The organism is Streptomyces malachitofuscus, from assembly GCF_055571035.1.
In genome coordinates, this window is sequence record NZ_JBVIGA010000028.1 from 15,158 (window position 1) to 40,477 (window position 25,320).

22 protein-coding genes and 1 tRNA gene are annotated in these 25,320 nt (G+C 70.4%); 4 read left to right on the forward strand and 19 right to left on the reverse strand.

Features of this window, described 5'->3' with window-relative positions; genetic code table 11:
• Positions 1–19 precede the first annotated feature (19 nt).
• Genes ACZ44S_RS32375 through ACZ44S_RS32385 form a run of 3 tightly spaced genes read right to left on the reverse strand, consistent with a single transcriptional unit; the run spans position 20 to position 3,309 of the window.
• On the reverse strand, positions 20–922 hold the full coding sequence (locus ACZ44S_RS32375; protein ID WP_466935480.1) for a carbohydrate ABC transporter permease: 903 nt from the start codon (positions 920–922) through the stop codon (positions 20–22).
• 12 nt (positions 923–934) lie between these two features.
• Positions 935–1,945: a carbohydrate ABC transporter permease gene (locus tag ACZ44S_RS32380; RefSeq protein ID WP_466935671.1), complete on the reverse strand. Its 1,011-nt coding sequence runs from the start codon at positions 1,943–1,945 to the stop codon at positions 935–937.
• A 5-nt stretch (positions 1,946–1,950) separates the two neighbouring features.
• Positions 1,951–3,309 (reverse strand): ABC transporter substrate-binding protein, encoded by a 1,359-nt coding sequence (locus ACZ44S_RS32385; RefSeq protein WP_466935483.1) that lies wholly within the window; start codon positions 3,307–3,309, stop codon positions 1,951–1,953.
• Between the two features lie 343 nt (positions 3,310–3,652).
• Between ACZ44S_RS32385 and ACZ44S_RS32390 the strand changes: the two genes are divergently transcribed.
• Entirely contained in the window at positions 3,653–4,708 is a 1,056-nt protein-coding gene (locus tag ACZ44S_RS32390) for a LacI family DNA-binding transcriptional regulator (protein WP_466935485.1), read from the forward strand.
• 130 nt (positions 4,709–4,838) lie between these two features.
• Here ACZ44S_RS32390 and ACZ44S_RS32395 read toward each other — a convergent pair.
• The 4 genes from ACZ44S_RS32395 to ACZ44S_RS32410 all read right to left on the reverse strand — a co-directional run bounded on the left by ACZ44S_RS32395 (position 4,839) and on the right by ACZ44S_RS32410 (position 7,641).
• Positions 4,839–4,911, reverse strand: a tRNA-His gene (locus ACZ44S_RS32395).
• A 119-nt stretch (positions 4,912–5,030) separates the two neighbouring features.
• Positions 5,031–5,633 carry an oligoribonuclease gene (gene orn / locus ACZ44S_RS32400; RefSeq protein WP_466935488.1) on the reverse strand — a complete coding sequence of 201 codons (603 nt, stop codon included), beginning with the start codon at positions 5,631–5,633 and terminating at the stop codon, positions 5,031–5,033.
• Positions 5,634–5,767: 134 nt separating this feature from the next.
• On the reverse strand, positions 5,768–7,000 hold the full coding sequence (locus ACZ44S_RS32405; protein ID WP_466935491.1) for a helix-turn-helix domain-containing protein: 1,233 nt from the start codon (positions 6,998–7,000) through the stop codon (positions 5,768–5,770).
• A 377-nt stretch (positions 7,001–7,377) separates the two neighbouring features.
• Entirely contained in the window at positions 7,378–7,641 is a 264-nt protein-coding gene (locus tag ACZ44S_RS32410; protein WP_466935493.1) for a hypothetical protein, read from the reverse strand.
• A gap of 325 nt (positions 7,642–7,966) precedes the next feature.
• On the opposite strand from ACZ44S_RS32410, the gene ACZ44S_RS32415 reads away from it, so the two are divergent.
• On the forward strand, positions 7,967–8,494 hold the full coding sequence (locus ACZ44S_RS32415; protein ID WP_190164273.1) for a universal stress protein: 528 nt from the start codon (positions 7,967–7,969) through the stop codon (positions 8,492–8,494).
• A 116-nt stretch (positions 8,495–8,610) separates the two neighbouring features.
• On the opposite strand, the gene glmS is transcribed toward ACZ44S_RS32415, so the two are convergent.
• The 3 genes from glmS to ACZ44S_RS32430 all read right to left on the reverse strand — a co-directional run bounded on the left by glmS (position 8,611) and on the right by ACZ44S_RS32430 (position 11,655).
• Positions 8,611–10,428 (reverse strand): glutamine--fructose-6-phosphate transaminase (isomerizing), encoded by a 1,818-nt coding sequence (gene glmS, locus ACZ44S_RS32420; RefSeq protein WP_466935496.1) that lies wholly within the window; start codon positions 10,426–10,428, stop codon positions 8,611–8,613.
• 12 nt (positions 10,429–10,440) lie between these two features.
• Positions 10,441–10,698: a hypothetical protein gene (locus ACZ44S_RS32425; RefSeq protein ID WP_030217181.1), complete on the reverse strand. Its 258-nt coding sequence runs from the start codon at positions 10,696–10,698 to the stop codon at positions 10,441–10,443.
• 75 nt (positions 10,699–10,773) lie between these two features.
• The gene (locus tag ACZ44S_RS32430) at positions 10,774–11,655 is read right to left on the reverse strand and encodes a DUF4429 domain-containing protein (RefSeq protein ID WP_466935499.1); all 882 of its coding nucleotides are present in this window, start codon (positions 11,653–11,655) and stop codon (positions 10,774–10,776) included.
• Between the two features lie 123 nt (positions 11,656–11,778).
• On the opposite strand from ACZ44S_RS32430, the gene ACZ44S_RS32435 reads away from it, so the two are divergent.
• A complete protein-coding gene (locus ACZ44S_RS32435; RefSeq protein WP_466935502.1) occupies positions 11,779–13,398 on the forward strand; it encodes a beta-N-acetylhexosaminidase in 1,620 nt (539 codons plus the stop codon).
• 70 nt (positions 13,399–13,468) lie between these two features.
• Here the strand turns inward: ACZ44S_RS32435 and ACZ44S_RS32440 are convergent, their stop codons facing one another.
• The 6 genes from ACZ44S_RS32440 to ACZ44S_RS32465 form a co-directional block, all read right to left on the reverse strand.
• Positions 13,469–15,241: an IucA/IucC family protein gene (locus ACZ44S_RS32440; protein WP_466935505.1), complete on the reverse strand. Its 1,773-nt coding sequence runs from the start codon at positions 15,239–15,241 to the stop codon at positions 13,469–13,471.
• Positions 15,238–15,786: a GNAT family N-acetyltransferase gene (locus tag ACZ44S_RS32445; RefSeq protein ID WP_466935673.1), complete on the reverse strand. Its 549-nt coding sequence runs from the start codon at positions 15,784–15,786 to the stop codon at positions 15,238–15,240. The genes ACZ44S_RS32440 and ACZ44S_RS32445 overlap by 4 nt, the downstream gene beginning before the upstream one ends.
• 5 nt (positions 15,787–15,791) lie before the next feature.
• On the reverse strand, positions 15,792–17,084 hold the full coding sequence (locus tag ACZ44S_RS32450) for a lysine N(6)-hydroxylase/L-ornithine N(5)-oxygenase family protein (protein ID WP_466935507.1): 1,293 nt from the start codon (positions 17,082–17,084) through the stop codon (positions 15,792–15,794).
• Positions 17,068–18,510, reverse strand: coding sequence for a lysine decarboxylase DesA (gene desA / locus ACZ44S_RS32455; RefSeq protein WP_466935509.1), 1,443 nt, complete (start codon positions 18,508–18,510; stop codon positions 17,068–17,070). The genes ACZ44S_RS32450 and desA overlap by 17 nt, the downstream gene beginning before the upstream one ends.
• Before the next feature lie 157 nt (positions 18,511–18,667).
• Complete coding sequence (locus ACZ44S_RS32460; RefSeq protein WP_466935512.1) at positions 18,668–19,546, reverse strand: siderophore-interacting protein; 879 nt, start codon at positions 19,544–19,546, stop codon at positions 18,668–18,670.
• A 37-nt stretch (positions 19,547–19,583) separates the two neighbouring features.
• A complete protein-coding gene (locus ACZ44S_RS32465; RefSeq protein WP_466935515.1) occupies positions 19,584–20,627 on the reverse strand; it encodes an ABC transporter substrate-binding protein in 1,044 nt (347 codons plus the stop codon).
• Positions 20,628–20,788: 161 nt separating this feature from the next.
• On the opposite strand from ACZ44S_RS32465, the gene ACZ44S_RS32470 reads away from it, so the two are divergent.
• A complete protein-coding gene (locus tag ACZ44S_RS32470; protein ID WP_466935517.1) occupies positions 20,789–21,130 on the forward strand; it encodes a hypothetical protein in 342 nt (113 codons plus the stop codon).
• Between the two features lie 51 nt (positions 21,131–21,181).
• Here the strand turns inward: ACZ44S_RS32470 and ACZ44S_RS32475 are convergent, their stop codons facing one another.
• The 3 genes from ACZ44S_RS32475 to ACZ44S_RS32485 are packed head-to-tail and all read right to left on the reverse strand — an operon-like array spanning position 21,182 to position 25,302.
• On the reverse strand, positions 21,182–22,342 hold the full coding sequence (locus tag ACZ44S_RS32475) for an acyl-CoA dehydrogenase family protein (RefSeq protein WP_466935520.1): 1,161 nt from the start codon (positions 22,340–22,342) through the stop codon (positions 21,182–21,184).
• Positions 22,343–22,348: 6 nt separating this feature from the next.
• Positions 22,349–23,296 (reverse strand): hydroxymethylglutaryl-CoA lyase, encoded by a 948-nt coding sequence (locus ACZ44S_RS32480; protein ID WP_466935522.1) that lies wholly within the window; start codon positions 23,294–23,296, stop codon positions 22,349–22,351.
• Complete coding sequence (locus ACZ44S_RS32485) at positions 23,293–25,302, reverse strand: acetyl/propionyl/methylcrotonyl-CoA carboxylase subunit alpha (protein ID WP_466935676.1); 2,010 nt, start codon at positions 25,300–25,302, stop codon at positions 23,293–23,295. The genes ACZ44S_RS32480 and ACZ44S_RS32485 overlap by 4 nt, the downstream gene beginning before the upstream one ends.
• Positions 25,303–25,320 lie beyond the last annotated feature (18 nt).

The following is a 25,320-nucleotide window of genomic DNA, read 5'->3' on the forward strand; positions in this document are numbered from 1 at the left end:
AGTACGAGACGGACGGGCGTCAGCCCTTGACGGCGCCCTGCATGATGCCGCCCACGATCTGCTTGCCGAAGATCGCGAAGACCAGCAGCAGGGGGAGCGTCCCCAGCAGCGCACCCGCCATGATCAAGGACTGGTCCGGGGTGAAACCGCGCCCCAGGCCCGCGACCGCGACCTGCACGGTCGGGTTACCGGTCTGGGTGAGCACCAGGAACGGCCACAGGAAGTCGTTCCAGGCCTGCACGAACATCAGCATGCCGAGCACGGCCATCGCCGGCCGCGCGGCGGGGAACACCACGTGCCACACCACGCGCCAGCTGCCCGCGCCGTCGACCCGGGCGGCCTCGATCACCTCGTCCGGCAGTGCTTGGAGCAGGTACTGCCGCATGAAGAACACGCCGAACGCGCTCACCAGCGACGGGAAGATGACCGCCTGCAACTGGTCGGTCCAGTCCAGCTTGGCGACCATCATGTACAGCGGGATGATGCTGAGCTGCGGCGGGATCATCATCGTGCCGATGACCAGCAGCATCAGCGCGTTACGGCCCTTGAAGCGCAGCTTGGCGAAGGCGAACCCGGCGACCGTCGACAGCACCACGATGGTCACCGCGGAGACGCCCGCCACGATCGTGGTGTTGAGGAAGGCCTCGCCGAGGTTGGCGTCGGTCCAGGCGATCTCCAGGTTCTTGAACAGGTTGGAGCCGAACCAGAACGGCGGCGGCGTCTGCGCCAGGCGCTGGTTGTCCCGGGAGGCGGCGATCGCCGTCCAGACCAGCGGGAAGAGCGACACCAGCGTGAACACGATCAGGATCGCGTACGCGATCGGACCGCCGTGCAGCGTGCCGCCCGCCCGCGCGGACTTCGGCAGTCGCGAGCGCTTCTGCTTGGCGGGCGGTGTCTCGGGGGGCGTCACAGTCGTCGTCACGGCCACCACTCCTTAACTGCTGGCGCGCAGCCGGCGCGAGATGACGTGGTTGATGATGCCGATGACGATCAGGATCGCGAACATCGTCCAGGCGATCGCCGAGGCCCGGCCCAGGTGCTGGTTCACCCAGCCCTGCTCGTACAGGTACAGGCCGAGCGTCTGGAACTGGTGCTCCCCGCCGCCCGACGCGCTCTTGTTGGGGTCGAACAGCAGCGGCTCGCCGAAGACCTGGCTGGCGCCGATCGTCGAGACGACGACGGTGAACAGGATCGTCGGACGCAGCGAGGGCAGCGTCACATGGAGGAACTGCTTCCAGCGGCTGGCGCCGTCCAGCGCCGCCGACTCGTACAGGTCCTGCGGGATCGCCTGCATCGCGGCCAGGTAGATCAGCGCGTTGTAGCCGGTCCAGCGCCAGATGATGATCGTGGAGACGGCGAACTGACCGGCCCACTTGTCGTCCTGCCAGGCGATCGGGTCGACCCCGACGAAGTCCAGCGCCCAGTTGATCATGCCGTAGTCACGGCCGTAGAGCAGCACGAACACCAGCGTGGCGGCGGCGATCGAGGTGGCGTACGGAGCGAGCATCGCGACCCGGTAGAAGGTCGAACCGCGCAGCTTGTAGTTGAGGATGTGGGCGATGCCCATCGCCATCATGAGCTGCGGAACGGTCGAGATGATGCCGATCGTGAGGGTGTTCTGCGCCGCGTTCCAGAAGAAGTCGTCGTCGAAGATCCGGGTGTAGTTCCGCAGTCCGACCCAGTTCATGTCGGTCGGCGCGGTCAGCTCCACCTGGTGCAGCGAGGCCCAGCCGGTGTAGAGCAGCGGGAACAGTCCGAAGGCGGCGAACAGCAGGAAGAACGGCGAGACGAACGCGTACGGGCTCCAGCGCGCGTCGCGCTGCCAGCGGCGGGACAGCTTGGCCCGGCGCCGCTCGTCCTTGTCCGCCGAGGAGCCTGCGGGCGGACGGCCCGGGGCCGCGCCCCCCTTGACGGGGAGCGCGGCGGTGTCGTGACGGGTGGCCATTCGGGTCACTTGTCCAGGTTGTTGTCGATGGTCTTGGTGGCCGTCTCCCAGGCCTCCGCGGGCGACTTGCCCTTGGCCACCAGGATCACGCCGTTGTCACCCAGGCCCTGTCCGATGATCTGGTCCTTCGGGCCGATGATCTGGACCGGGATCTGCTTGGCGGCCTCGGCGAAGATCTCGCCGATCGGGGCGTCACCGGTCATGTCGTTCTTCGCCCCGGTGACCGCCTTGTCCTCGTACGCGGCCTGCGCGCTCGGGAAGCTGCCCTGCACCTCGAACAGCTTGACCTGCTGCTCCGGCGCGGTCAGCCAGGCCACCAGCTTCTTGGCCTCTTCGACGTTCTTGCCGCTCTTCGGCACGGTCAGGAACGAACCGCCCCAGTTGCCGGCCTTGGGCGGCACCGCGACGTCCCACTTGCCGGCGGCGTCCGGCTGCGACTTGCCCTTGATGTAGCCGAGCATCCACGGCGGGCAGGACATCGCGGCGAACTTGTTGTTGGCGATCGTCTGGTCCCAGGCGGGCTGGAACTGCGTCTGGGCGCCGACCAGTCCGTCCTCGGCGGCCTTCGCGGCCAGGTCGAAGGCGTTCTTGACCGCGGGGTTGGTCTTGTAGACGACCTCGCCGTCGGCGTCGTAGAAGCGCTCCTCCTCACTGCTCAGGATGGCGTTGAGCAGACCGCCGGGGGAGTCCATGAAGGTGGTGCCCTTGGGGGCCTTCTTCTTGTACTGCTCGCCGACCTCGACCAGCTTGGCCCAGTCGCCGGCCCACAGCTTGGCGACCTCTTCACGGTCGGTGGGCAGGCCCGCCTTCTCGAACAGGTCCTTGCGGTAGCAGATGGCCATCGGACCGATGTCGGTGCCCAGGCCGATGGTCTGGCCGTCCTTGGTGGTGGCCTGCTGCCACTTCCACTCGAGCCAGTCCGCCTTGTTCACGCCCGGCGCCTTGGAGAGGTCCTCCAGCTTGGCGGACTGGGTGGCGACGATCTCGGCGATGTTGCCGACTTCGACGGCCTGGACGTCCTGCAGACCGCTGTTGGTGGTCAGGTGGTTGAGCAGAGCGGGGTAGTAGTTCTCGTTCCGCTCGACGACGTTCTCTTCGATGTTGATGTCGGGGTTGAGCTTCTCGTACTCGTCGTAGAGTCCGGCTTCCTTGAAGCCCATGGTGCCGAAGAGACCCAAAGTGATCGTCGTCTTGCCCTCGCCGCCGCCCGACGAGGAATCGGAGTCGTCTCCGCCGTCGTCGGCACAGCCGGCCAGCAGCCCGGTGCCCAGCGACACCACGGCCGCGATGGCCAGCGCCTTGTGGGCGATGGGCTTCCCCCCGCCCGAGCGCTGCCGGGAGAGGGGGAGGGTACGTGCTCGCATTGCGTCCTCCTGTTGCCCTGACGTGCCGACCCCCCGGCCAACGGCGTTGTTGACCCGTATTCTGCGCGTTGCGGCTCGGGCGGGGAACGTGCGGGTTGTGTATGTGTCAGGTACTGTGGGAGCGCTCCCACATGTGATGTGTTGAAGAGTCCCGGCTCCGGGCGGGGGTGTCAAGGGAACAGACGCGGCAAAGTGCGTTCAGTTATCTGCCTGTTAACTTGCCGCCGGGGTCACGCCTTACGGAATCACGGAGTCCGCCCGCTGTCCTCCTGGCGGTGGTCAACGCCACTGAAGGGGCTGTTACATTCCAGGCCAGCGTGACACACGAAGGAAGGCGGAGCCGATGGCAAGCCACGGAGCGCGGGGCCGCAGCGGCGGCCGGCCCACCCTCGAAGAGGTGGCCGCGCGCGCCGGTGTCGGCCGCGGCACCGTCTCCCGGGTGATCAACGGATCGCCCCGGGTGAGCGACGCCACACGCGCCGCCGTGGAGGCGGCGGTCGCCGAGCTGGGGTACGTCCCCAACACGGCAGCCCGCGCGCTGGCCGCCAACCGCACGGACGCCATCGCCCTGGTCGTTCCCGAGCCGGAGACCCGGTTCTTCTCCGAGCCCTACTTCTCCGACATGCTCCGGGGTGTCGGCGCGGCGCTCTCCGACACCGAGATGCAGCTGCTGCTGATCTTCGCGGGCAGTGACCGGGAGCGGCAGCGGCTCGCCCAGTACCTCGCCGCCCACCGCGTGGACGGCGTCCTGCTGGTCTCCGTGCACGCCGACGACCCGCTGCCCGACATGCTGTCCCAGCTGGAGATCCCGGCGGTGATCAGCGGTCCCCGTTCGGCCGGGGAGACGCTCACCTCGGTGGACTCCGACAACTACGGCGGCGCCCGGCAGGCCGTCGAGCACCTCATCGGCCGCGGTCGGCGCACCATCGCCCACATCACCGGCCGCCTCGACGTCTACGGTGCCCAGCGGCGTATAGACGGCTACCGCGACGCCCTGCGGGACGCCGGCCACGAGGCGGACGACCTGCTGATCGAGCCGGGTGACTTCTCCGAGGACGGCGGCCGGCGCGCGATGGCGGCCCTGCTGGAGCGCCGTCCCGACCTGGACGCCGTCTTCGCCGCCTCCGACGTCACCGCGGCGGGTGCCCGTCAGGCCCTGCGTGAGGCGGGCCGCCGCATCCCCGACGACGTGGCGCTGGTCGGCTACGACGACTCCGCCATCGCCCGCCACATGGAACCGCCGCTGACCAGCGTGCGCCAGCCGATCGAGGAGATGGGCCGCGCGATGATCGACCTCCTTCTCGCCGAGGTCGCCGACCGCCGCCCGTCCGTCTCACGGGGCCTGGACCGGCGCCAGATGGTGCTGGCCACGGAGCTGGTGACCCGCGCCTCGTCGTGACACCGCGCGGGACCGGCCCGGTCCCGCGCGCCGGCCGCGGCTTCGCGGCTTTCGGGCTTTCGGGCTTTCGGGCTTTCGGGAAAGAGTTCAGCCGGTGACCTCCGTGCGAGGTCACCGGCTGACTGGTGAGGGTGAGTGACGGGACTTGAACCCGCGACTTCCTGGACCACAACCAGGTGCTCTACCAGCTGAGCTACACCCACCATGGCCTTGTCGGTTGAGGTCAGTGACTTCCCCGACCGGCCGAGAAAAAGTGTACATGCTCCGAAGGGGTGCTCGCGCACGCCTTTCCCCGGGGGCCTTCCCGGCCCCCTCGGCGCCCCTACTCAGCAGGCAGGACGTGCTTGGCGGCGATCTTCTTCGCGGTCTCCGAGTCGGGCCCCGGCTGCGGTACGAACACGGCCTCGCGGTAGTAGCGCAGTTCCGCGATGGACTCGCGGATGTCGGCGAGGGCCCGGTGGTTGCCGTTCTTCTCCGGGCTGTTGAAGTACGCCCTCGGGTACCAGCGGCGGGCCAGTTCCTTGACGCTGGACACGTCCACGATGCGGTAGTGCAGGTAGTCCTCCAGGGTCGGCATGTCCCGCAGCAGGAAGCCACGGTCGGTGCCGACGGAGTTGCCGCACAGGGGGGCCTTGCCCGGCTCCTTGACGTGCTCGCGCACATAGTCGAGGACCCGCTGCTCGGCGTCCTCGAGCGTCGTGCCGCCCTCCAGCTCGGCGAGCAGCCCGGACGCGGTGTGCATCTCGCGCACCACCTCCGGCATCGTCTCCAGGGCCCGCTCCGGCGGGCGGATGACGATGTCCACGCCCTCGCCGAGCACGTTCAGCTCGGAGTCGGTGACGAGGGCGGCCACTTCGATGAGCGCGTCGTCCGACAGCGAGAGGCCGGTCATCTCGCAGTCGATCCACACCATGCGATCGTTCATATGTCTAACCTTACGGCCCGGTAGGCCGTGCGGACCCCGATGGTCGTACCGACGGTGTCGCTGTGAACATCACAGGGCCCGGGCATGCCGACGGGCCGGGAGCCGGGCCCGGCCCGTCGAGTGCGGGTGTCACCTCAGTGCCCGCTGCGCTGCCCCGGTACGCCCGGTGCCGAGGCCGTCAGGGACGGGCCCAGCGCTCCGGCCGCCGCCGTGCGGCGGGACTGGTGCGGCAGCGGGGTGTCCGGGTGCAGCGCGGGCGGCATCGAGTGGCCCGGGTGCCCCGGCGGGCCGGACGGGATGGTCCCCTGCGTGGCCGGAGCGGTGTCGCCGTCCTGGTTCCGGTCGGCCTGCGGGCGCCGCGCGCGGTACGCGGCCCGGTAGGCGGCCGGGGACGAGCCCAGCTGGCGCCGGAAGTGGCCGCGCAGGGCGACCGGCGAGCGGAAGCCGCAACGGCCGGCGACCTCGTCCACCGAGTAGTCCGACGTCTCCAGCAGGCGCTGCGCCTGGAGCACCCGCTGCGTGATCAGCCACTGCAGCGGCGCACTGCCGGTCAGCGAGCGGAACCGGCGGTCGAACGTACGACGGCTCATGTACGCGCGTGCCGCCAGCGTCTCCACGTCGAACTGTTCGTGGAGGTGCTCCAGCGCCCAGGCGACGACCTCCGCGAGCGGGTCGGCGCCGATCTCCTCCGGTAAAGACCGGTCGAGGTAGCGCTCCTGACCGCCGCTGCGGCGCGGCGGGACCACCAGGCGCCGGGCGAGCGCGCCGGCCGCCTCGTTGCCGTGGTCCGTGCGCACGATGTGCAGGCACAGGTCGATCCCGGCCGCGGTGCCGGCCGAGGTCAGCACGTCGCCGTCGTCCACGAAGAGTTCCCGCGGGTCGACGTGCACCGACGGATAGCGTTTGGCCAGCGTCGGCGCGTACATCCAGTGCGTGGTCGCGGGCCGGCCGTCCAGCAGTCCCGCCGCCGCGAGCACGAAGGCGCCGGTGCACAGTCCGACGATGCGGGCGCCCTCCTCATGGGCCCGGCGCAGTGCGTCGAGCGCCTCCTCCGGTGGCGGGGAGGTGATCGAACGCCAGGCCGGCACGACGACGGTGCCCGCCCGGGATATGGCCTCCAGGCCATGTGGTGCGGTGAGTTCCAGGCCCCCTGTGGTCCGCAGCGGGCCGTCCTCGCCTCCGCACACCAGCAGGCGGTAGCGCGGTACGCCGGCGTCCTGGCGGTCAACCCCGAACACCGACAGCGGTATGGAACTCTCGAAGATGGGGCCGCCGCTGAACAGCAGCACCGCGACGATCTCCTTGCGGCGTCGCCCGGAGAGTTTCCGGGCCGCGGTCTCCGGCGCGGCAGTGGAGTCGTGGCTCATACTGCTAAGCCCCCCTCGGTGGTCGCGGCTCCTCGGTTGTGTCGCTCCTGCACGTTTCCCCTCGGTCCTGCACGAGTCCCCCGCCGTACGACGTCAAGATCGAATCTACTGTGTCCCGTTGCGCGCGGGTGGCCAGTTCGTCACCCGGCACATTGTCGACTTGGCAACTTGGCGTGAAGCATTCGATCACGAAGGGTTGCACTCGTGGGGCGTGCAGGGAAGTGCGCCTTGTCGCAGTGGCCAATCCCCGTAGGGTGCGCAGGGCCCGCTGGACCCTTTCCGTGCAGGTCGAACGGGGATTGGGGGGTGGTCACGGCAGGGGAAGCACACCGGCCGGAAGTTGGCTGAAAAGATACGGGCCGGGGCGCGGAAACCGGTCAACCGACCGGTGTATCCCCGCCGTCGTGCGGCGGCCGTGCGGCGAGCCGCTGGGAACGGCGCATCAGCAGCCGGCAGACGCCGGTGACGGCCGCCAGGCCGAACGCGGCACCGGCGGCCCCCGCGAGCGAGGAGCCGCACCACACCAGGATCACCGGGACGAGCAGACAGCTGAACGCCGCCCAGCGGACCACGTCGGTCACCGGGTCCCGGGAGGGCGGTGCCGAACGGTCCCGCTCGGGGGTGGGACCCGGTCCGGACATGAGGTGCTCCCTGTGGCGTGGCTCACGGGGTTCAACGCACGGCCGGCCCCTCGGTCACTGCGAGCCCGGGGCGGACGACCCGGAAGGCCCCACCCCTGCCGTCCGGTGAATCCCGCGCAAACCACCTGTACAGGGCAGCAACCGTTGCGTGACGGGCGGCCCCTCGTGCATGCTCCGGGGAACCCGCCTGCCGGTACGCGCCGGGTCTGGGCTCAGGAGGCGTGCCGCCGTACCCTTGGGGGTATGGGGTTGGGAAGACCATTCCCGGACACAGCTCCGCCGCACACTGTCGTCCCCATAGAAGGATCACCACCCCGAGACAGCCATGGCCGGTCATGAATTCTTCGAACCCGCGGACCGCAAGCGGCCGGTCGCCGATCCCACGGCGGCCGAACCCCTGGCGGCGGAGGAGTCACGTCATCCCTGCGACCCCGCGTTCCGGCACGGCGTGGTGGTCGGTTTCGACGGCTCCACCTCCAGCGAGCGGGCCCTCGCCTACGCCATCGGCATGGCGCGGCGCTTCGGCTCGGGCCTGATCATCGTCCACGTCGCCAACCGGCTGCCCACCACGGTGTGGGCGGGCTGCGAGCCCCCTGTCTTCGTCGACGTCCCGGACCACCGCACGGAGGTGCTCGGACTCGAGCTCGCCTGTGCGGACTATCTGGCCGAGGTGCCGTGGATCCTGGTCGAGCGTGGCGGGGACATCTGCCATGAACTCGAAGAGGTGGGGCGGGAGTACGAAGCCGACGCGATTGTCGTGGGTTCCACCCACGGGCTCGTGGGGCGGCTTTTCGGGTCCGTCGCCGGGAGGTTGGCGAAGCGGGCGCAGCGGCCGGTCGTGGTCATTCCGTGAGTTGGGAACGGGCCCCCGCGTGTTGACTGGCAACATGTGGGGGCCCGTTCCGTTTCGCCGGCCTGTGCGAGTGAGTGGGGGCTTGTCGCGCAGTTCCCCGCGCCCCTTTGCGTGTCCTACTCCACCGTCACCGACTTGGCGAGGTTGCGGGGCTTGTCGATGTCCCGGCCGAGGGCCAGGGCCGTGTGGTAGGCGAGGAGTTGGAGGGGGATGCCCATCAGGATGGGGTCCAGCTCGTCCTCGTTCTTGGGGACGACCAGCGTGTGGTCGGCCTTCTCCTGCTCCTGGTGGGCGACCGCGACGATCCGGCCGCTGCGGGCCTTGATCTCCTCCATGGCCGCGCGGTTCTTCTCCAGCAGGTCGTCGTCCGGGACGATCGCGACCGTGGGGAGGGCCGGCTCGATCAGGGCCAGCGGACCGTGCTTGAGCTCGGAGGCCGGGTAGGCCTCGGCGTGGATGTACGAGACCTCCTTGAGCTTCAGGGAGGCCTCACGGGCCACCGGGTAGCCCCGGACGCGGCCGATGAAGAGCATCGAGCGGGCCTCGGCGTACTCCAGGGCCAGCTTCTTGATCTCCTCCTCCTGCTCCATGATCTCGGCGATCTGGGCGGGGAGGCGGCGCAGGCCCTCGATGATCCGCTTGCCGTCGCGCACCGACAGGTCACGGGTGCGGCCCAGGTGCAGGGCGAGCAGGGCGAAGGCGACCGTGGTGTTGGTGAAGCACTTGGTGGACACCACGCACACCTCGGGGCCGGCGTGCACGTAGACGCCGCCGTCCGCCTCGCGGGCGATCGCGGAGCCGACGACGTTGACCACGCCCAGCACCCGCGCGCCCTTGCGCTTCAGCTCCTGCACGGCGGCCAGTACGTCGTACGTCTCACCGGACTGGGAGACCGCGATGTACAGGGTGTCGGGGTCCACGACCGCGTTGCGGTAGCGGAACTCGGAGGCCGGCTCGGCGTCGGCGGGGATGCGGGCCAGCTCCTCGATCATCTGCGCGCCGATCATGCCGGCGTGGTACGAGGTGCCGCAGCCGAGGATCTTCACCCGGCGGATCCGGCGCGCCTCACGGGCGTCCAGGTTGAGGCCGCCGAGGTGCACGGTGGAGAAGCGGTCGTCGATCCGGCCGCGCAGCACGCGGTCCACGGCCTCGGCCTGCTCGTGGATCTCCTTGTGCATGTACGTGTCGTGGCCGCCCATGTCGTAGGAGGCGGCCTCCCACTCCACGGTGGTGGGCTCGGCGGTGGTGCGCGTGCCCTCCGTGGTGTAGGTGCGGAAGTCGTCGGCCTTCAGCGTCGCCATCTCGCCGTCGTCCAGCGTCACGATCTGCCGGGTGTGGGCGACCAGCGCGGCGATGTCGGAGGCGACGAACATCTCCTTCTCGCCGATGCCGAGGACGACCGGGGAGCCGTTGCGGGCGACGACGATGCGGTCCGGGAAGTCGGCGTGCAGCACGGCGATGCCGTAGGTGCCCTCGATGAGGCGCACGGTCTCGCGGACCTTGTCCTCCAGCTTCTCGGCCGTCGAGCGGGCGATCAGGTGGACGAGGACCTCGGTGTCCGTCTCGGAGAGGAACTCGACGCCGTCGGCCTCCAGCTTGCGGCGCAGGTCGGCGGCGTTGTCGATGATGCCGTTGTGGACGACGGCGACCTTGCCCTCGGCGTCCAGGTGCGGGTGGGCGTTCACGTCGGAGGGGGCGCCGTGGGTGGCCCAGCGGGTGTGGGCTATGCCGGTGGTGCCCTTGAAGCGCGCCGGGACCTTCGCCTCCAGGTCGCGCACCCGGCCCTTGGCCTTGACCATCTTCAGGCCGGCCGTCTTCGGGGACGTGACGACGATGCCCGCCGAGTCGTAGCCGCGGTACTCCAGGCGCTGCAGGCCCTCGAGCAGCAGGGGAGCGACCTCACGCCTGCCGATGTATCCGACGATTCCGCACATGTACGTAGGTTCCTAGCCGTAGACGATGCGGCGCAGCTGCCGGAGCGAGAGCTCCGGTGGTGCCACCGCTCGGTATCTGAGGTCCGCCTCGATCCGTTCGAAGATCGTCGCGTTCACCAGGCCCTGGGCCTGGAGCTCGCGGTGGCGACGACGGACGTACTCCTCGGTCGTCTCGTCGAAGTAGGCGAGCACGTCCTGGACCACACGCAGCGCCTCGCCCCGGCTGAGGGGCGTGGACCGCGTCAAGTGATCAACAAGTTCGTCGTGCACCCGATGATCCTGAAGTACCGGAGGCGGTTTCGCAAGAATCGTGCCCGATATCGGGCAGGCGGCCGTGGGTGGACGTTACATGCGCTTGAGGATCGCCTGTTTGGCGAGGGTGAACTCCTCGTCGGTGAGCACCCCTGACCGGTGCAGCTCGCCCAGCTCCCGCAGCCGGCGCAGCAGGGCGTCGTGGTCGTCCTCGGCCGTGGTGGGCGCCGGCTGCCGGTCGGCCTCGGGCTCCCGCGGCCGGTCGTCGGCGGGCGCCGCGGGATGCGGCAGACGGGCCTGGACGGCGGCGGCGACGAGCGCCATCAGGGGGTCCTTCTTGAAACCCCACAGCTCCACCGAGTTGGGGTCGTACTTGGCCGGGGCCTTGGTGGGGGCGTTCCGCACGAGGAACCGCAGATGTCCGTTCTCCAGACCGGCGGCCGGCTGCCACTCCACGCCCGTCAGGTCCGTCACCGCGAGGGTGCGGGTGCCGGCGGCGGCCTTGGCGTCCTCCGTCTTCCAGTTCCACTCCAGCCGGATCCGCTCGCCGTCGAAGCTCACCGTCCCGTCCCCGGCGGACACCGACAGCGGCACCGGCGGACCGGGCAGCAGATACTCGGTGACCGGGTCGGAGGGGACCTGGTCCAGCAGCAGGGCGGTGCGGACCTCCTCCGTGAAGTACTCGGCGACGCCGTAACGGTCGGAGTCGACGATCAGCTGGTAGGGGTCGTGCGGCTCGGTGAGCCGGCCGCCGGACGCGTGCAGCAGCGGGTCGGCGCCGTCCCGCAGCCGCAGCCTGAGCCGCCCCGCCTTCTTGCCCTGCTCGAACGATATCCCCGCCAACGCGTGCAGGGGCAGCACCAGTTCACCCAGGGTCCTGCGCAGCAGACCGACGTTCTTGTCCCGTCCGGGAGTCAGTCGCAGGGCCTCCCCGTCGAACGTCCACGTACCGTCCTTCTGGATGATTTCCGCCATGGGGTGATTGTTTCACCGGATCTGCGGGAGAGTGGTCTATACCCTGTCCGGCTTCCCTTGCGGAGCCCCGGAGTTGAGTCACGGCTCCACCCGCGGAGCCACGAGGTTGAGAAGGGAGCGCGTGTGAGACGGCAACGACGGCACCACGGAACGACTCCCCGTACCACCCGACTGCTCGGATCCCTGCTGCTGGTCGTGGCGGCCGGGGCCGTCATGGTGGGAGCGGCCCCCGCGCAGAACGACCGGCCCGCCCGGGGCACGACCCCCGTCCCGCTGGACCGGGTGATCCCGGCGCCCGTCTCGGTGGCGCCGGGCGGCGCGCCGTACCGCATCACCGGGAGCACCCGGATCCGGGTCGACGGCTCCCGCGAGGCCCGCCGCGTCGGCGAGTACCTCGCGCAGGTGCTGCGGCCCTCCACCGGCTACCCGCTGCCGGTCAGCGACCACGGCAAGGCCGGCATCCACCTGCGGATCGCCGAGGGCCCCTACGGCAGCGAGGGCTACCGGCTGCACAGCGGCCGCTCGGGCGTCACCCTCACCGCCGCCGGGCCGGCCGGGCTCTTCCACGGCGTGCAGACCCTGCGTCAGCTGCTCCCCGCGGCCGTCGAGAAGGACACCGAACAGCCCGGACCCTGGCTGGTGGCGGGCGGCACCGTCACCGACACCCCGCGCTTCGGCTGGCGCGGCGCCATGCTCGACGTCTCCCGGCACTTCTTCTCCGTCGACGAGGTCAAGCGCTACATCGACCAGATCGTCCTGTACAAGATCAACAAACTGCATCTGCACCTCAGCGACGACCAGGGCTGGCGCATCGCCGTCGACTCCTGGCCGCGGCTGGCCACCTACGGCGGCTTCACCGAGGTCGGCGGCGGCCCCGGCGGCTTCTACACCAAGGACGACTACCGGGAGATCGTCCGCCACGCCGCCTCCCGTCACCTCGAGGTGATCCCCGAGATCGACATGCCGGGCCACACCAACGCGGCCCTCGCCTCCTACGCCGACCTGAACTGCGACGGCGTGGCGCCCCCGCTCTACACCGGGACCGAGGTCGGCTTCAGCTCGCTGTGCGTCGGCAAGGAGATCACGTACGACTTCGTCGACGACGTGGTGCGCGAGATCGCCGCCCTCACGCCCGGCCGCTACCTCCACATCGGCGGTGACGAGGCGCACTCCACCCCGCACGAGGACTTCGTGGCGTTCATGAAGCGGGTGCAGCCGATCGTCGCCCAGTACGGCAAGACCGTGATCGGCTGGCACCAGCTGACCGCGGCGGACCCGGCGAAGGGGGCGCTCGCCCAGTACTGGGGCCTGGACCGCACGAGCGGTGAGGAGAAGGAGCAGGTCGCCGAGGCCGCGCGGAACGGCACCGGGCTGATCCTCTCCCCGGCCGACCGGGCGTATCTCGACATGAAGTACGACAAGAACACACCGCTCGGGCTGTCCTGGGCCGGATACGTCGAGGTGCAGCGGTCCTACGACTGGGACCCGGGGGCGTATCTGCCGGGTGTCCCGGAGTCCGCGGTGCGCGGCGTCGAGGCGCCGCTGTGGACGGAGACACTGTCCGAGCCCGGCCACCTGGAGTACATGGCCTTCCCGCGCCTGCCCGGCATCGCCGAACTCGGCTGGTCCCCGGCGGCCACCCACGACTGGGAGGACTACCGGCAACGGCTCGCCGCGCAGGCCCCGCGCTGGGAGGCGCTGGGCATGGGCTACTACAGGTCGCCGCAGGTGCCGTGGTCGTGAGCCCCTGACCCGCGCATGCTGACGAGCGCCCCGGAGGACCGTACTCCGGGGCGCTCGTCCGTTCGGGGCGTCAGAAGGCCGCGAGGGGGTTCTTCAGGGTGCCGATCAGCTGGAGGGCGCCGGACGGGTCCGCCAGGTCGACCATCTGCCTGTTGTTGCGGAGCTGGAGACGGTTGAGGCAGGACAGGGCGAACTCGGGGACGAACATGTCGTACCGGGCGAACTTGTCGGCGAGTTCCGGCACCGACGCCTGGTACGCGCGGGTGACCTCCGCGACCGTGCGCCAGAAGGCGTCCTCGTCGAGGATCCCCTCCTCGGCGAGGTTCGCGGCGAGGAAGCGGAAGAAGCAGTCGAAGACGTCCGTGAAGACCGACAGGAGTCTGGTGTCGTCCGGGACCTCGACCCGGATGCGGGAGACCTCCGGCGGCAGCACCGCGTCCGGGTCCATCACCGCGATCTCCTCGGCGATGTCCTTGTAGATCGCGCGCTGCACCACCCCGTCCGCCAGCACCAGGATCACGTTCTCCCCGTGCGGCATGTACACCAGGTCGTAGGCGTAGAAGCTGTGCAGCAGCGGGACGTAGTAGGCGCGCAGGTAGCGGCGCAGCCACTCGGCCGGGTCGAGGCCCGAGCGTGCGATCAGCGCCCCCGCGAAGGACTTCCCCTCGTGGTCGACGTGGACGAGCGAGGCCATGGTGGCGAGGGACTCGCCGTCCTCGAGGGACGGCACCGGACTCTCCCGCCAGAGCGCGGCCAGCATCTTGCGGTACGGCGAGTGGCGGTCCGTGGCCTGCTCGTACTCCAGGTGCCGGTAGCCCACGGCGGCCCGCTCCCGGATGATCGACAGTCCCGTCGCCCGCAGCACCGGGTCGTTGTCGATCAGGCGGGCCAGCCAGTCGTTGATCGCCGGGGTCGCCTCCATGTAGGCGGCGGACAGCCCGCGCATGAAGCCCATGTTGAGGACGGACAGCGCCGTCTTCACGTAGTGCTTCTCCGGGTGCGACCGGTTGAAGAAGGTGCGGATGGACTGCTGGGCGAGGTACTCGTCGTCGCCCTCGCCCAGGCAGACCAGGTGCCGGCGGGCGACCTCGGCGGCGAAGGTGACGGACAGCTTGTTCCACCACTGCCAGGGGTGGACGGGGATCAGCAGGTAGTCGGCGGGGTCCAGGTCCTGTGCGCGCAGGACGGCGTGGAAGCCCTCGACGGTCTCCTCGCCCAGCTCCTGGCGGACGAACGACTCGTACTCGATGCCGACGCCCGCCGTGAACGCGGCGCGCGAGCGGTGCGCGGCCAGCCACACCAGCCGGACCGGGTTCGCCGTCTCCGGCGCGTAGGACCGGTACTCGTGGACGCCGAAGCCGAGCCGTCCGTTGTTGGCGACGAAGCAGGGGTGCCCCTCGATCATACCGGTCTCGACCGCCTGGAAGCCGGCGTCGGCCAGCTCCGCGACGGGGACCTGAGGCTTGGTGAGCTTGTAGCAGGTGCCGGAGAGGGTGGAGGAGATCTCCTCCAGGTACACCGGCAGGATCTCGTCGCTCAGGCCCAGGGACTTCTGCAGTTCGATGAAGAAGTCCAGAGCCGCGAGGTCGAGTTCGGCGTCGTCCCGGTGGCGGGTGATCGAGTCGGCGTCGATCACCCAGTGGTCCAGGGCGCGGCGCGTCGCCGTGAAGGTGTACCGGGTCAGGCCGTCGTCGCTGCGGACGACGTACACACCGTCGCCGGTGGCCTCCGGTGTGATGAGCCGCTCGTGGGCGAACTCGGCGAGTGCCTTGCGGATCAGCAGGCGGTTGGCCCGCGCCCAGCGGTGGGGGGACAGATGCGCCACGGCGTCGGACAGGGTCATACGGTCACTCCTCGGGCGGCCTCGAACTGCGCGCGTGTGCAGAAACTCAGCAGCGCGCGCTTCTCCGGCTTGTCGATCTCCCGCTCGGGCACGAAGCCCACGGCCTCGTTGAGCGCGTGCACGGCCTTGTTGCTCACATCCGGCTCGACCACCACCCGCCGGGTGTCCGGGTCGGCGAACAGCTCCCCCATCACGGCGGTGATGACGGCCCGGGTGAAGCCGTGGATCGGCCGGTCGGTCGGCGCGACCAGGAAGTGCATGCCGACGTCGCCGGGCTCGGGGTCGTACAGGCCGGTCAGCTCGACGTACCGGGGGTCGTACTGCTCCATCAGGAAGGCCGGTTCGCCGTCGTGCAGGCCCAGGAAGGCGTGGTGGTGCTCGTGCGCGGCGATGCGCATGTACTCGCGTTCGACGTCCTGGAGCTTCGCGTCCTGCATCATCCAGAACGCCGCCTTGGGGTGGGTGACCCAGCGGTGCAGCAGCTCGGCGTCGTCGAGCGGGTCCAGGGGGCGGACGGTGAAGGTGCCGATGTCCGTGTTGTCCATGCTGCTCATACCGCGAACTCCTGGAACGCGACGGTCTTCTCGACCGGGTAGTACTCGGTGCCGAGCAGCTCACGGATGATGGACGCGTTCCGGTACGGGCCCATGCCCAGGTCCGGGCTGGTGATGCTGTGGGTGTGGACGCCGGCGTTCTGCAGGAAGATGCCGCGGCCGGTGACGTCGATCGCGTAGTTGCGGGCGACGTCGAAACGGCCGTGTCCGTCGAAGCGGATCCGGTCGCGCACCGGGTCGAGAAAGGCCGGGGGCTCGTAGTGGTAGCCGGTGGCCAGCACCAGGCCCTCGGTGCGGATCTCGAAGTCCTTGTCCTGCTCGTCCTGGTGGAAGCCGAGCGTGTAGCCGCCGTCCTCGTACCGGGCGGCGGTGAGCGAGGAGTTGGTGAGCAGCCGGGTGGGGACGCCGCGGCCGCCGCTCTCGACGTTCTTCTGGTACAGCAGGTCGAAGATCGCGTCGATCAGCTCCGAGTTGATGCCCTTGAACAGGCCCTTCTGCTGCTTCTCCAGCCGGTAGCGGGTGTCCTCGGGCAGCGCGCGGAAGTAGTCGATGTAGTCCGGGGAGGTCATCTCCAGCGTCAACTTGGTGTACTCCAGCGGGAAGAACCGCGGGGAGCGCGTGACCCAGTTCAGCTGATAGCCGTGGACGTCGATCTCGGAGAGCAGCTCGTAGTAGATCTCGGCGGCGCTCTGCCCGCTGCCGACGACCGTGACCGACTTCTTCCGCGCCAGCTCCGCCTTGCGGTGCATGTACTGCGCGTTGTGGAAGAGGTCCCCGTCCAGCCCGCGGCACGGCTCCGGCAGATACGGCACGGTGCCGGTGCCGAGCACCAGGTGCCGGGCGCGGTACGTCCCGCCGGCCTCGGTCGCCACGGTGTACAGCCCGGCGCCCTCGTCGTACGTCACCTCGGTGACCGTGGTGCCGAAGCGGATGCTGCTCAGCTTCTCCGCGGCCCAGCGGCAGTAGTCGTCGTACTCCACTCGCAGCGGGTAGAAGTTCTCCCGTATGTAGAACGAGTACAGCCGTCCCTTCTCCTTCAGGTAGTTGAGGAAGGAGTACGGGGAGGTCGGGTCGGCGAGGGTGACCAGGTCCGACATGAACGGGGTCTGCAGGTGGGCGCCGTCGAGGAACATCCCGGCGTGCCAGGCGAAGTCCGGCTTGGACTCCAGGAAGACGCCGGTCAGTTCGTCGATGGGCTCGGTGAGGCAGGCCAGGCCGAGGTTGAAGGGGCCCAGTCCGATCCCCACGAAGTCGTAGGTGGTTTCCGGGGCTTCAGGAAGCGCGGTCAAGGGACTCTCCCAGGTACTGCTCGGCGTGGCCGGCGATCAGGTCGAGGACGGCGGTGATGTCGGCCGTCGTGGTCTCGGGGTTCAGCAGGGTGAACTTCAGGTAGTGGCGACCCGCCACCTTGGTGCCCGCGACCACCGCGTCACCGGAGGCGAACAGGGCCTTGCGGGCGTAGAGGTTGGCCCGGTCGATCTCCGCGGGGTCGGTGACGGCGGCCGGGATGCAGCGGAAGACCAGGGTGGACAGGCTCGGCTCGACCACCACGTCGAAGCGGGGGTCGGCGGCCAGCAGCTTCCAGCCCTCCGCGGCCAGGTCGCACACCTCGTCGAAGAGCCGGCCGATGCCGTCGGCGCCCATCACGCGCAGCGTCATCCACAGCTTCAGGGCGTCGAAGCGGCGCGTGGTCTGCAGGGACTTGTCCACCTGGTTGGGGATGCGCTCGGTCACCATGCGCCGCGGGTTGAGGTACTCGGCGTGGTAGGTGGCGTGCCGCAGCGTCGCCGCGTCGCGGACCAGCAGGGCCGAGGAACTGACGGGCTGGAAGAAGGACTTGTGGTAGTCGACGGTGACGGAGTCGGCGCGTTCGATGCCGTCGATCCGGTCCCGGTGCTTCAGCGAGGCGAGCAGTCCGCAGCCGTAGGCGGCGTCGACGTGCATCCAGGTGCCGTACTGCTCGCACAGCCGGGCGATCCCGGGCAGCGGGTCGATGGAGCCGAAGTCGGTGGTGCCGGCGGTGGCGACGACGGCCATGGGGACCAGGCCCGCCTCGGCGGCGCGCGCCAGCTCGTGGGCGAGGGCGACGGTCTGCATCCGCTTGTCGTGGTCGACGGGTATGGGCACCACGGCGTCCGGGCCGAGGCCGAGCAGTTTCGCGGACTTCTGCACGCTGAAGTGGCTGACCTCGGAGGCGAAGACGCGCAGTCGCGCCAGGTCGTCGGTCTTGGCCTCCTCGCGGGCCAGCAGCAGCGCCTGGAGGTTGGACTGGGTGCCGCCGGAGGTGAACACGCCGTCGGCGGCCGGGCCGAGGCCGATGCGGCCGGTCGTCCAGTCGATGAGTTTCCGCTCGATGAGGGTGCCGCCGGCCGACTGGTCCCAGGTGTCCAGGGAGGAGTTGACGGCGGAGAGGACCGCCTCGCCGAGCACGGCCGGGATGACGACCGGGCAGTTGAGGTGGGCGAGGTAGCGGGGGTGGTGGAAGTAGACCGCGTCCCGGAGGTAGACGTCCTCCAGTTCGTCCAGCACCGCGGTGGTGTCGTGCAGCGGCCGGTCCAGGTCGATCGCGTCGATGCGCGGGGCGAGGGCGTCGACCGTGATGCCGGTGAACGGCCGCTCGGTGGTGGCGAGTTTGGCGGCCACCCGCTCGACTCCTTGGGTCACGGAGCGTCGGTAGTGCTCCGCGGTGGTGTCGTTGAGCAGGTGCGAGCGCATGTGGGGGTCCTCCGGTGGGGACGGTCCGGTGCGGAGAGCGGGTTCCGCGGTGCGTTACTTAGGTCAGCCTAACCTAAGTAACGGGGGTCTCGGTCGTGACTGTGATCACTCCTGCATCGGGAGTGATCAGGCGTCAACTGTGGTGCCGGGCCAGGGTTTACGCCTCGTCGCGCAGCTGCTCCTCCGTCAGCCCGCGGCGCCAGTAGCCCACGAACGTCACTCGCCGGCGGTCGATGCCGCGCTCGCCGACGAAGTGCCGCCGCAACTGCTTCACCCGGCCCGCCTCTCCGGCGATCCAGACGTACGGCCGCCGGGCGGTGGGAAGTTCGACGGCGCGCAGCTCGTCCAGTGCCATGGGGGAGTCCCGGCCCGGTGCGGCGGACCGCTCCCGGACGAACCAGGTGATCTCCGCGTCGGCGTCGGTCGCCAGGTCCTGGACGTCCCCGGCGTGCGGCACCTCCAGCCACACCCGGACCCTGGTGCCGGCCGGGAGGGCCTCCAGGACGGCGGCGGTGGCGGGCAGGGCCGTCTCGTCGGCCCAGAGCAGCACCAGGTCGGTGTCCTCGGGCGGACGGAAGCGGATGGCGCGGTTGTCGGCGATCGCCGGGCCGAGCAGCAGCACCCGGTCACCGGCGGCGGCGCGGGCGGCCCACCGGGAGGCCGGGCCCGCCTCGGCAAGGACGCCGGCCTCCTCGGAAACACCGTGCAGGACGAAGTCGATGTCGATCTCGGTGGTGCGCCCCTCGGCGTCCGCGCGAAGTCCCCGCAGCGTGTACGAGCGCATCACCGCCCGCACGTCGTCGGGCAGTTCGCGCCAGCCCTGCCACCAGCCGTCGCCGAGCTCAAGAGGGACGACGGGCGCGTCCTGTCCCGGGTGCGGCAGGAACAGCGACAGGGACTGGTCGCGTCCGTCGGAGCGGAAGTGGCGCAGCTCGGGACCGGCGAAGGTGACCCGGACCAGGGAAGGGCCGAGCCGCCTCGTCGTCACGACCTGAAGGGCGAAGAAACGGAACGGGGCGGCTACGGCGGTGGTCACGTACGGCTCCGGGACGGGAGGGTGCTGTCGGGGACGGTCAGCCGACCTTCTTGGCCTTCTCGATGGCCTCGGCCAGGTTCTCCACCAGCGGGGCGCACTTGTCGTAGGACAGGATCGGCTCGGCGGAACGCGGGATGACCTGGCCGGCCTTGACCGCGGGGAGCTTCTTCCAGGTCCCCTCGGTGATGTCCGCGGGCTGGATGGCCGAGGAGCGGTCGTCCATCATGATGATGTCGGCCTTGTACTTGTCGACGTTCTCCCAGCTGAGGCTCTCGAACCAGCCGCCGCCCTGGCTCTTGGCCTCCTCGGGCGGCTCGACGAAGTTCACGCCGAGAGCCTTGAAGTACTCCAGGTCCACCGAGAGGTTGGTGCCGGAGACGTAGAACAGCTCCGGGCTCGCGGAACCGGCCATCACCTTGATGCCGGGGTTGGCCTTGACGGCTTTGCGCAGCCGCTCCGAGGCCTCCTCGAACCGCTTCTTGGCCTCGGTGGCCTTGGCCGCCTTCATGTCGCCGCCGAGGGACTCGGCCAGCTCCCACATCCGCTGCAGCGGGGCGGTGAGCTGACGGTCGTACACGGAGATGCCGACGCTCGGGGCGAGCTTGGCGATCTTGTCCTTGGACGCCTCGGGGACGTACCAGAGGGTGCCGGCGTCGTCGAACATCGTGGAGATCAGGACGTCCGGCGCGAGCGTCGCGTACTTCTCGACGTTGAACTGGTCCCAGACGTTGCCGAGGATGGTCACCTTGCTGATGTCCATGTCGCCGGCCTGGACATCGGCCTTGCCGTCCTTGGTCTCCGTCGGACCGAAGACGCCCTTGACCTGGACGCCGTAGTCGTACAGCGCGGCGGCCACACCGGTGAACGCCACGATGTTCGCCGGCTTCTTGTCGAGCTTCACCGTGGTGCCCCGGTCGTCCTTGAAGGACCACGGACCGGACGTGGCGTCGCCACCGCCCTTCGAGCCGCCGCTCTTCGCGTCCTCGTCCCCGCAGGCGGCGAGCACGGCGCCGAGTCCGAGGGCGCCGCCGGCGGCGAGCAGTCCCCGACGGGAGAAGCGGGCGGTTCTGGCGTTCGACATGGGTGGGTCTGCTTTCGTGCGTGCGGAGCCGGCCTTGGCTGAATGAGGCTTAGGTTAGCCTAACCTCATGATCTGTCCAGGGGGTGCCCGGTGTGCATCCCCTCACGGACCGCCGGATTGCGACCCTGTACCGTGATCACCTTCACGCAAGGGGGCGCACCATGGACGCGGTCCGACGCTGGGGCCCGTCCGTGGCCGTCAACCTGATCCTCGGCATCGTGGCCGTCGTGCCGCTCTGGCTGTCGATGATGTTCCTGTCGAACTACCCGCTGGCGGCACTGGGACTGACCTCCCGAGAGCCCACCGACAATGACGGCGTGCTCCCCTGGGCGGTGATCCTCGGCGGCGCATGGGCGGTGTTCCTGGCCCTGTGGCTTCCCCTCGGCGGCCTCGCGCGCCCGGGGGCGGGGGTGGCGGGCCGCCGCTACTGGACCGTCAGCTCGGCACTGGTGCTGACGCCCTTCGCCGCCCTGACGGTGCTGTTCGTCCTCGTCGACGGATGAGCGCGGCGGCACACCGGTCCGCGCCCCGACGGCGCGGACCGGCGCGGGCGTTCAGCCCGCCAGTCCCAACTCGCGGGCGATCAGCATGCGCTGCACCTCGCTCGTGCCCTCGCCGATCTCCAGGATCTTCGAGTCGCGCCACATACGGGCCACCGGGTACTCGTTCATGAAACCGTAGCCGCCGTGGATCTGGGTGGCCTCACGGGCGTTGTCCACCGCGACCGTGGAGGAGTACAGCTTCGCCAGCGCCGCCTCCTTCTTGAACGGCTCGCCCGCCACCAGACGGCTCGCCGCGTCCCGCCACGCGAGACGGGCCGTGTGCGCCTTCATCTCCATGTCGGCGATCTTGAACTGGATCGCCTGGTTGGCGCCGATCGGACGCCCGAAGGCGTGCCGCTCCTTGGCGTACTTCACCGACTCGTCCACACAGCCCTGCGCAAGACCCGTGCCCAGCGCCGCGATGGCGATGCGGCCCTCGTCCAGGATCCGCAGGAACTGGGCGTAGCCGCGGCCCTCCTCGCCCAGGAGGTTGGCGGCCGGGACCCGCACGTCCTGGAAGGACAGCTCACGCGTGTCCGAGGCGTTCCAGCCGACCTTCGAGTACGGCGCCGCCACCGTGAAGCCCGGCGTGCCGGACGGGACGATGATCGACGAGATCAGCGGCTTGCCGTCCGGCTTGCGCCCGGTGACCGCGGTCACCGTGACCAGGCCCGTGATGTCCGTGCCCGAGTTGGTGATGAAGCACTTGGTGCCGTTGATCACCCACTCGTTCGCCGACTCGTCCAGCCGGGCCGTCGTACGGGTCGCGCCCGCGTCGCTGCCGCCGTCCGGCTCCGTCAGACCGAACGCGCCCAGCATCTCGCCGGAGCAGAGACGGGGCAGCCACTGGCGCTTCTGCTCCTCGGTGCCGAAGAGGTGCAGCGGCATCGCGCCGAGCGAGACGCCCGCCTCCAGGGTGATGGCCACCGAGGAGTCCACCCGGGCCAGTTCCTCCAGGGCGACGCCGAGCGCGAAGTAGTCGCCGCCCATGCCGCCGTACTCCTCCGGGAACGGCAGGCCGAACAGGCCCATGCGGCCCATCTCCCGCACGATCTCGTACGGGAACTCGTGCCGCTCGTAGAAGTCACCGATCTTCGGCGCCACCACGTCGTGCGCGAACTCCTCGACCGTACGGCGGAGTTCTTCCAGTTCGGGGGAGAGCTTGTGGTCCATGGTCGTTCACTGCTCCTGGTGGGAGAGGGCTCGTACGGTGCGGGACGGGCTGGGTCGGCCCAGGTGGGCGGCCATCCAGACGCTTGTGGCGACGAGACGGCCGAGGTCGACCCCGGTGTCGATGCCGAGACCCTGCAGCATCCACACGAGGTCTTCGGTGGCGAGATTGCCGGTGGCGGACTTCGCGTACGGGCAGCCGCCCAGTCCGCCGGCGGACGCGTCGACCGTGGCGACGCCCCGCTGGAGCGCGGCCAGCGTGTTGGACAGCGCCTGGCCGTAGGTGTCGTGGAAGTGCACGGCCAGCGCGGACACCGGGACGTCCGCCTCGCCGAGCGCGGTGAGCAGGGCCGTCACATGGCCCGGGGTCGCCACGCCGATGGTGTCGCCCAGGCTCAGCTCGTCGCAGCCCATGTCCAGCAGGGCCCGGCACACCCGCACCACCTGGGCGAGGGGGACCGCGCCCTCCCACGGATCCCCGAAGCACATCGAGAGATAGCCGCGGACGTGCACGTCCTGCGCCTTCGCCCGCCGCACCACCGGCTCGAACATGGCCAGCGACTCGTCCACCGTGCGGTTGAGGTTGGCCTTGGCGAAGGACTCCGTGGCGCTGGCGAACACCGCCACCCGCCGGGCGCCCAGCGCCAGCGCGCGGTCCAGGCCGCGCTCGTTCGGCACCAGGACCGGCAGCGACACCGGCAGATCGGACACCGCCGGGTACAGCTCCTCGGCGTCCGCCAGCTGGGGCACCCAGGTCGGGTGGACGAAGCTGGTCGCCTCGATCGTGGTCAGACCGGTACCGGCCAGGCGGCGGACGAACTCCGCCTTGACGGCCGTCGGGACGGTCGCCTTCTCGTTCTGCAGGCCGTCGCGTGCGCCCACCTCGTGGATCCGCACCCGCGCGGGCAGCCCCTCGGCCGGTACGGCCATGGGCAGGCCCAGTTCCGAGGCGTTCATTCCGTCTCCTCCTCCACGGGGGCGATCACGGCCAGCACCTGGTCCATGGCGACCGTCGTGCCCGGGGACACGTCCAGCTCGGTCACCGTGCCGGCGTGCGGGGCGGAGATGACGTGCTCCATCTTCATCGCCTCCACCACCAGCAGGCTCTGGCCCGCGCTCACCTCGTCGCCGACGGCGACCTTCACCACCGTCACCGTGCCCGGCATCGGCGCGGTCAGCGAGTCGGCGCCCGCCTGACCCGCCCGGGTGAGGGACGCGGCGACCGGGTCGTGGTCGCGCACGTGCCAGGCGTCGCCGTCCCGGCCCAGCCAGGTGCCGTCCGGCAGGGCGGCGAAGGTGTGGGCGACGCCGTCGAGCGTGCAGGTGAGCCGGTGCCCGTCCACCGGGCCCGCGGACCCCCGCACCGGGGTGCCGGCGCCCGGCAGCAGCAGTTCCGTCCCGCCGTCCGCCGTGCCGCGCACGCGCACGGTCACCGGGTCGTGGCCCGGCACCCGCAGGTGGTGCACCGTCCACGCCCGCTCGCCGCCCATCCGCCAGCCGTCGGCGGCGGCGAACGGGTCGGCCCAGCCGGATCCGTCGGCGCTCCGACGGAGGGAGGCCTGGCGCAGCAGTGCCGCCGCCGCGTACGCCGCCGCCGGCACCTCGTCCGCCACGAGCCCGGCCACGTCGCGCTCGACCAGCCCCGTGTCCAGCTCCCCCGAGACCACCGCCGGATGGGCCAGCAGCCGCCGCAGGAACCCCGCGTTGGTCTGCACGCCCAGCGTCACCGTCTCCGCCAGCGCCGCGCGGAGCCTGCGCAGCGCGGTCGCGCGGTCGGGGCCGTACGCGATCACCTTGGACAGCATCGGGTCGTAGAGGCTGCCGACCTCCGTGCCCTCGCTCAGCCCGGAGTCGGTACGCACCCCGTCGCCCTGCGGCTCGCGCAGCCCGAGCACCGTGCCGCCGGAGGGGAGGAAGCCGCGCGCCGGGTCCTCCGCGCAGATACGGGCCTCGACCGCGTGGCCGGTGAGCCGGATGTCGTCCTGCCCGAACGGCAGCGGCTCGCCCGCCGCCACCCGCAGCTGCCACTCCACCAGGTCGAGCCCCGTGATCAGCTCGGTGACCGGGTGCTCCACCTGGAGGCGGGTGTTCATCTCCATGAAGTAGTACGACGACGGGTCGTCGCCCGGGACGATGAACTCCACCGTGCCCGCGCCCCGGTAGCCGCAGGAGCGGGCCGCCTGGACGGCCGCCTCACCCATCGCCGCCCGGGTCTCCTCGTCGAGGAGCACACTGGGCGCCTCCTCGATGATCTTCTGGTGGCGGCGCTGGAGGGAGCACTCGCGCTCACCCAGATGGACCACGCCCCCGTGGCCGTCGGCCAGGACCTGGATCTCGATGTGCCGGGGGCGGTCGATCCACCGCTCGACCAGCAGCGTGTCGTCCCCGAAGGACGCGCGGGCCTCGCGCCGCGCGGCGGCGATCTCGTCGGCCAGCACCGAGACGTCCCGCACCAGCCGCATGCCCTTGCCGCCGCCGCCCGCCGACGGCTTCAGCAGCACCGGCACGCCGATCTCCCGGGCCGCGTCCGCGAGCTGCTCGTCCGTCAGCCCGCTGCCGCTGGAGCCGGGCACGACCGGCACTCCGGCCGCCCGCACCGTCTCCTTCGCGCGGATCTTGTCCCCCATGAGGGAGATCGCGTCCGCCGGGGGTCCGATGAACACCAGCCCCGCCGCCTCGCACGCCCGCGCGAAGCCGGCGTTCTCGGCGAGGAAGCCGTATCCCGGGTGCACCGCCTGGGCGCCGGTGCGGGCGGCCGCCTCCAGCAGCCGCTCCACCGACAGATAGCTCTCCGCGGCCGGCGCCGGCCCGATCCGCACCGCCGTGTCGGCCTCCCGGACGTGCCGGGCGTCGGCGTCCGCGTCGGAGTACACCGCCACCGAGCGCACGCCCAGGGACCGCAGCGTGCGGATGACGCGGACCGCGATCTCCCCCCGGTTGGCCACCAGCACCGTCTCGAACATCTGCTCAGTCATCGTCAG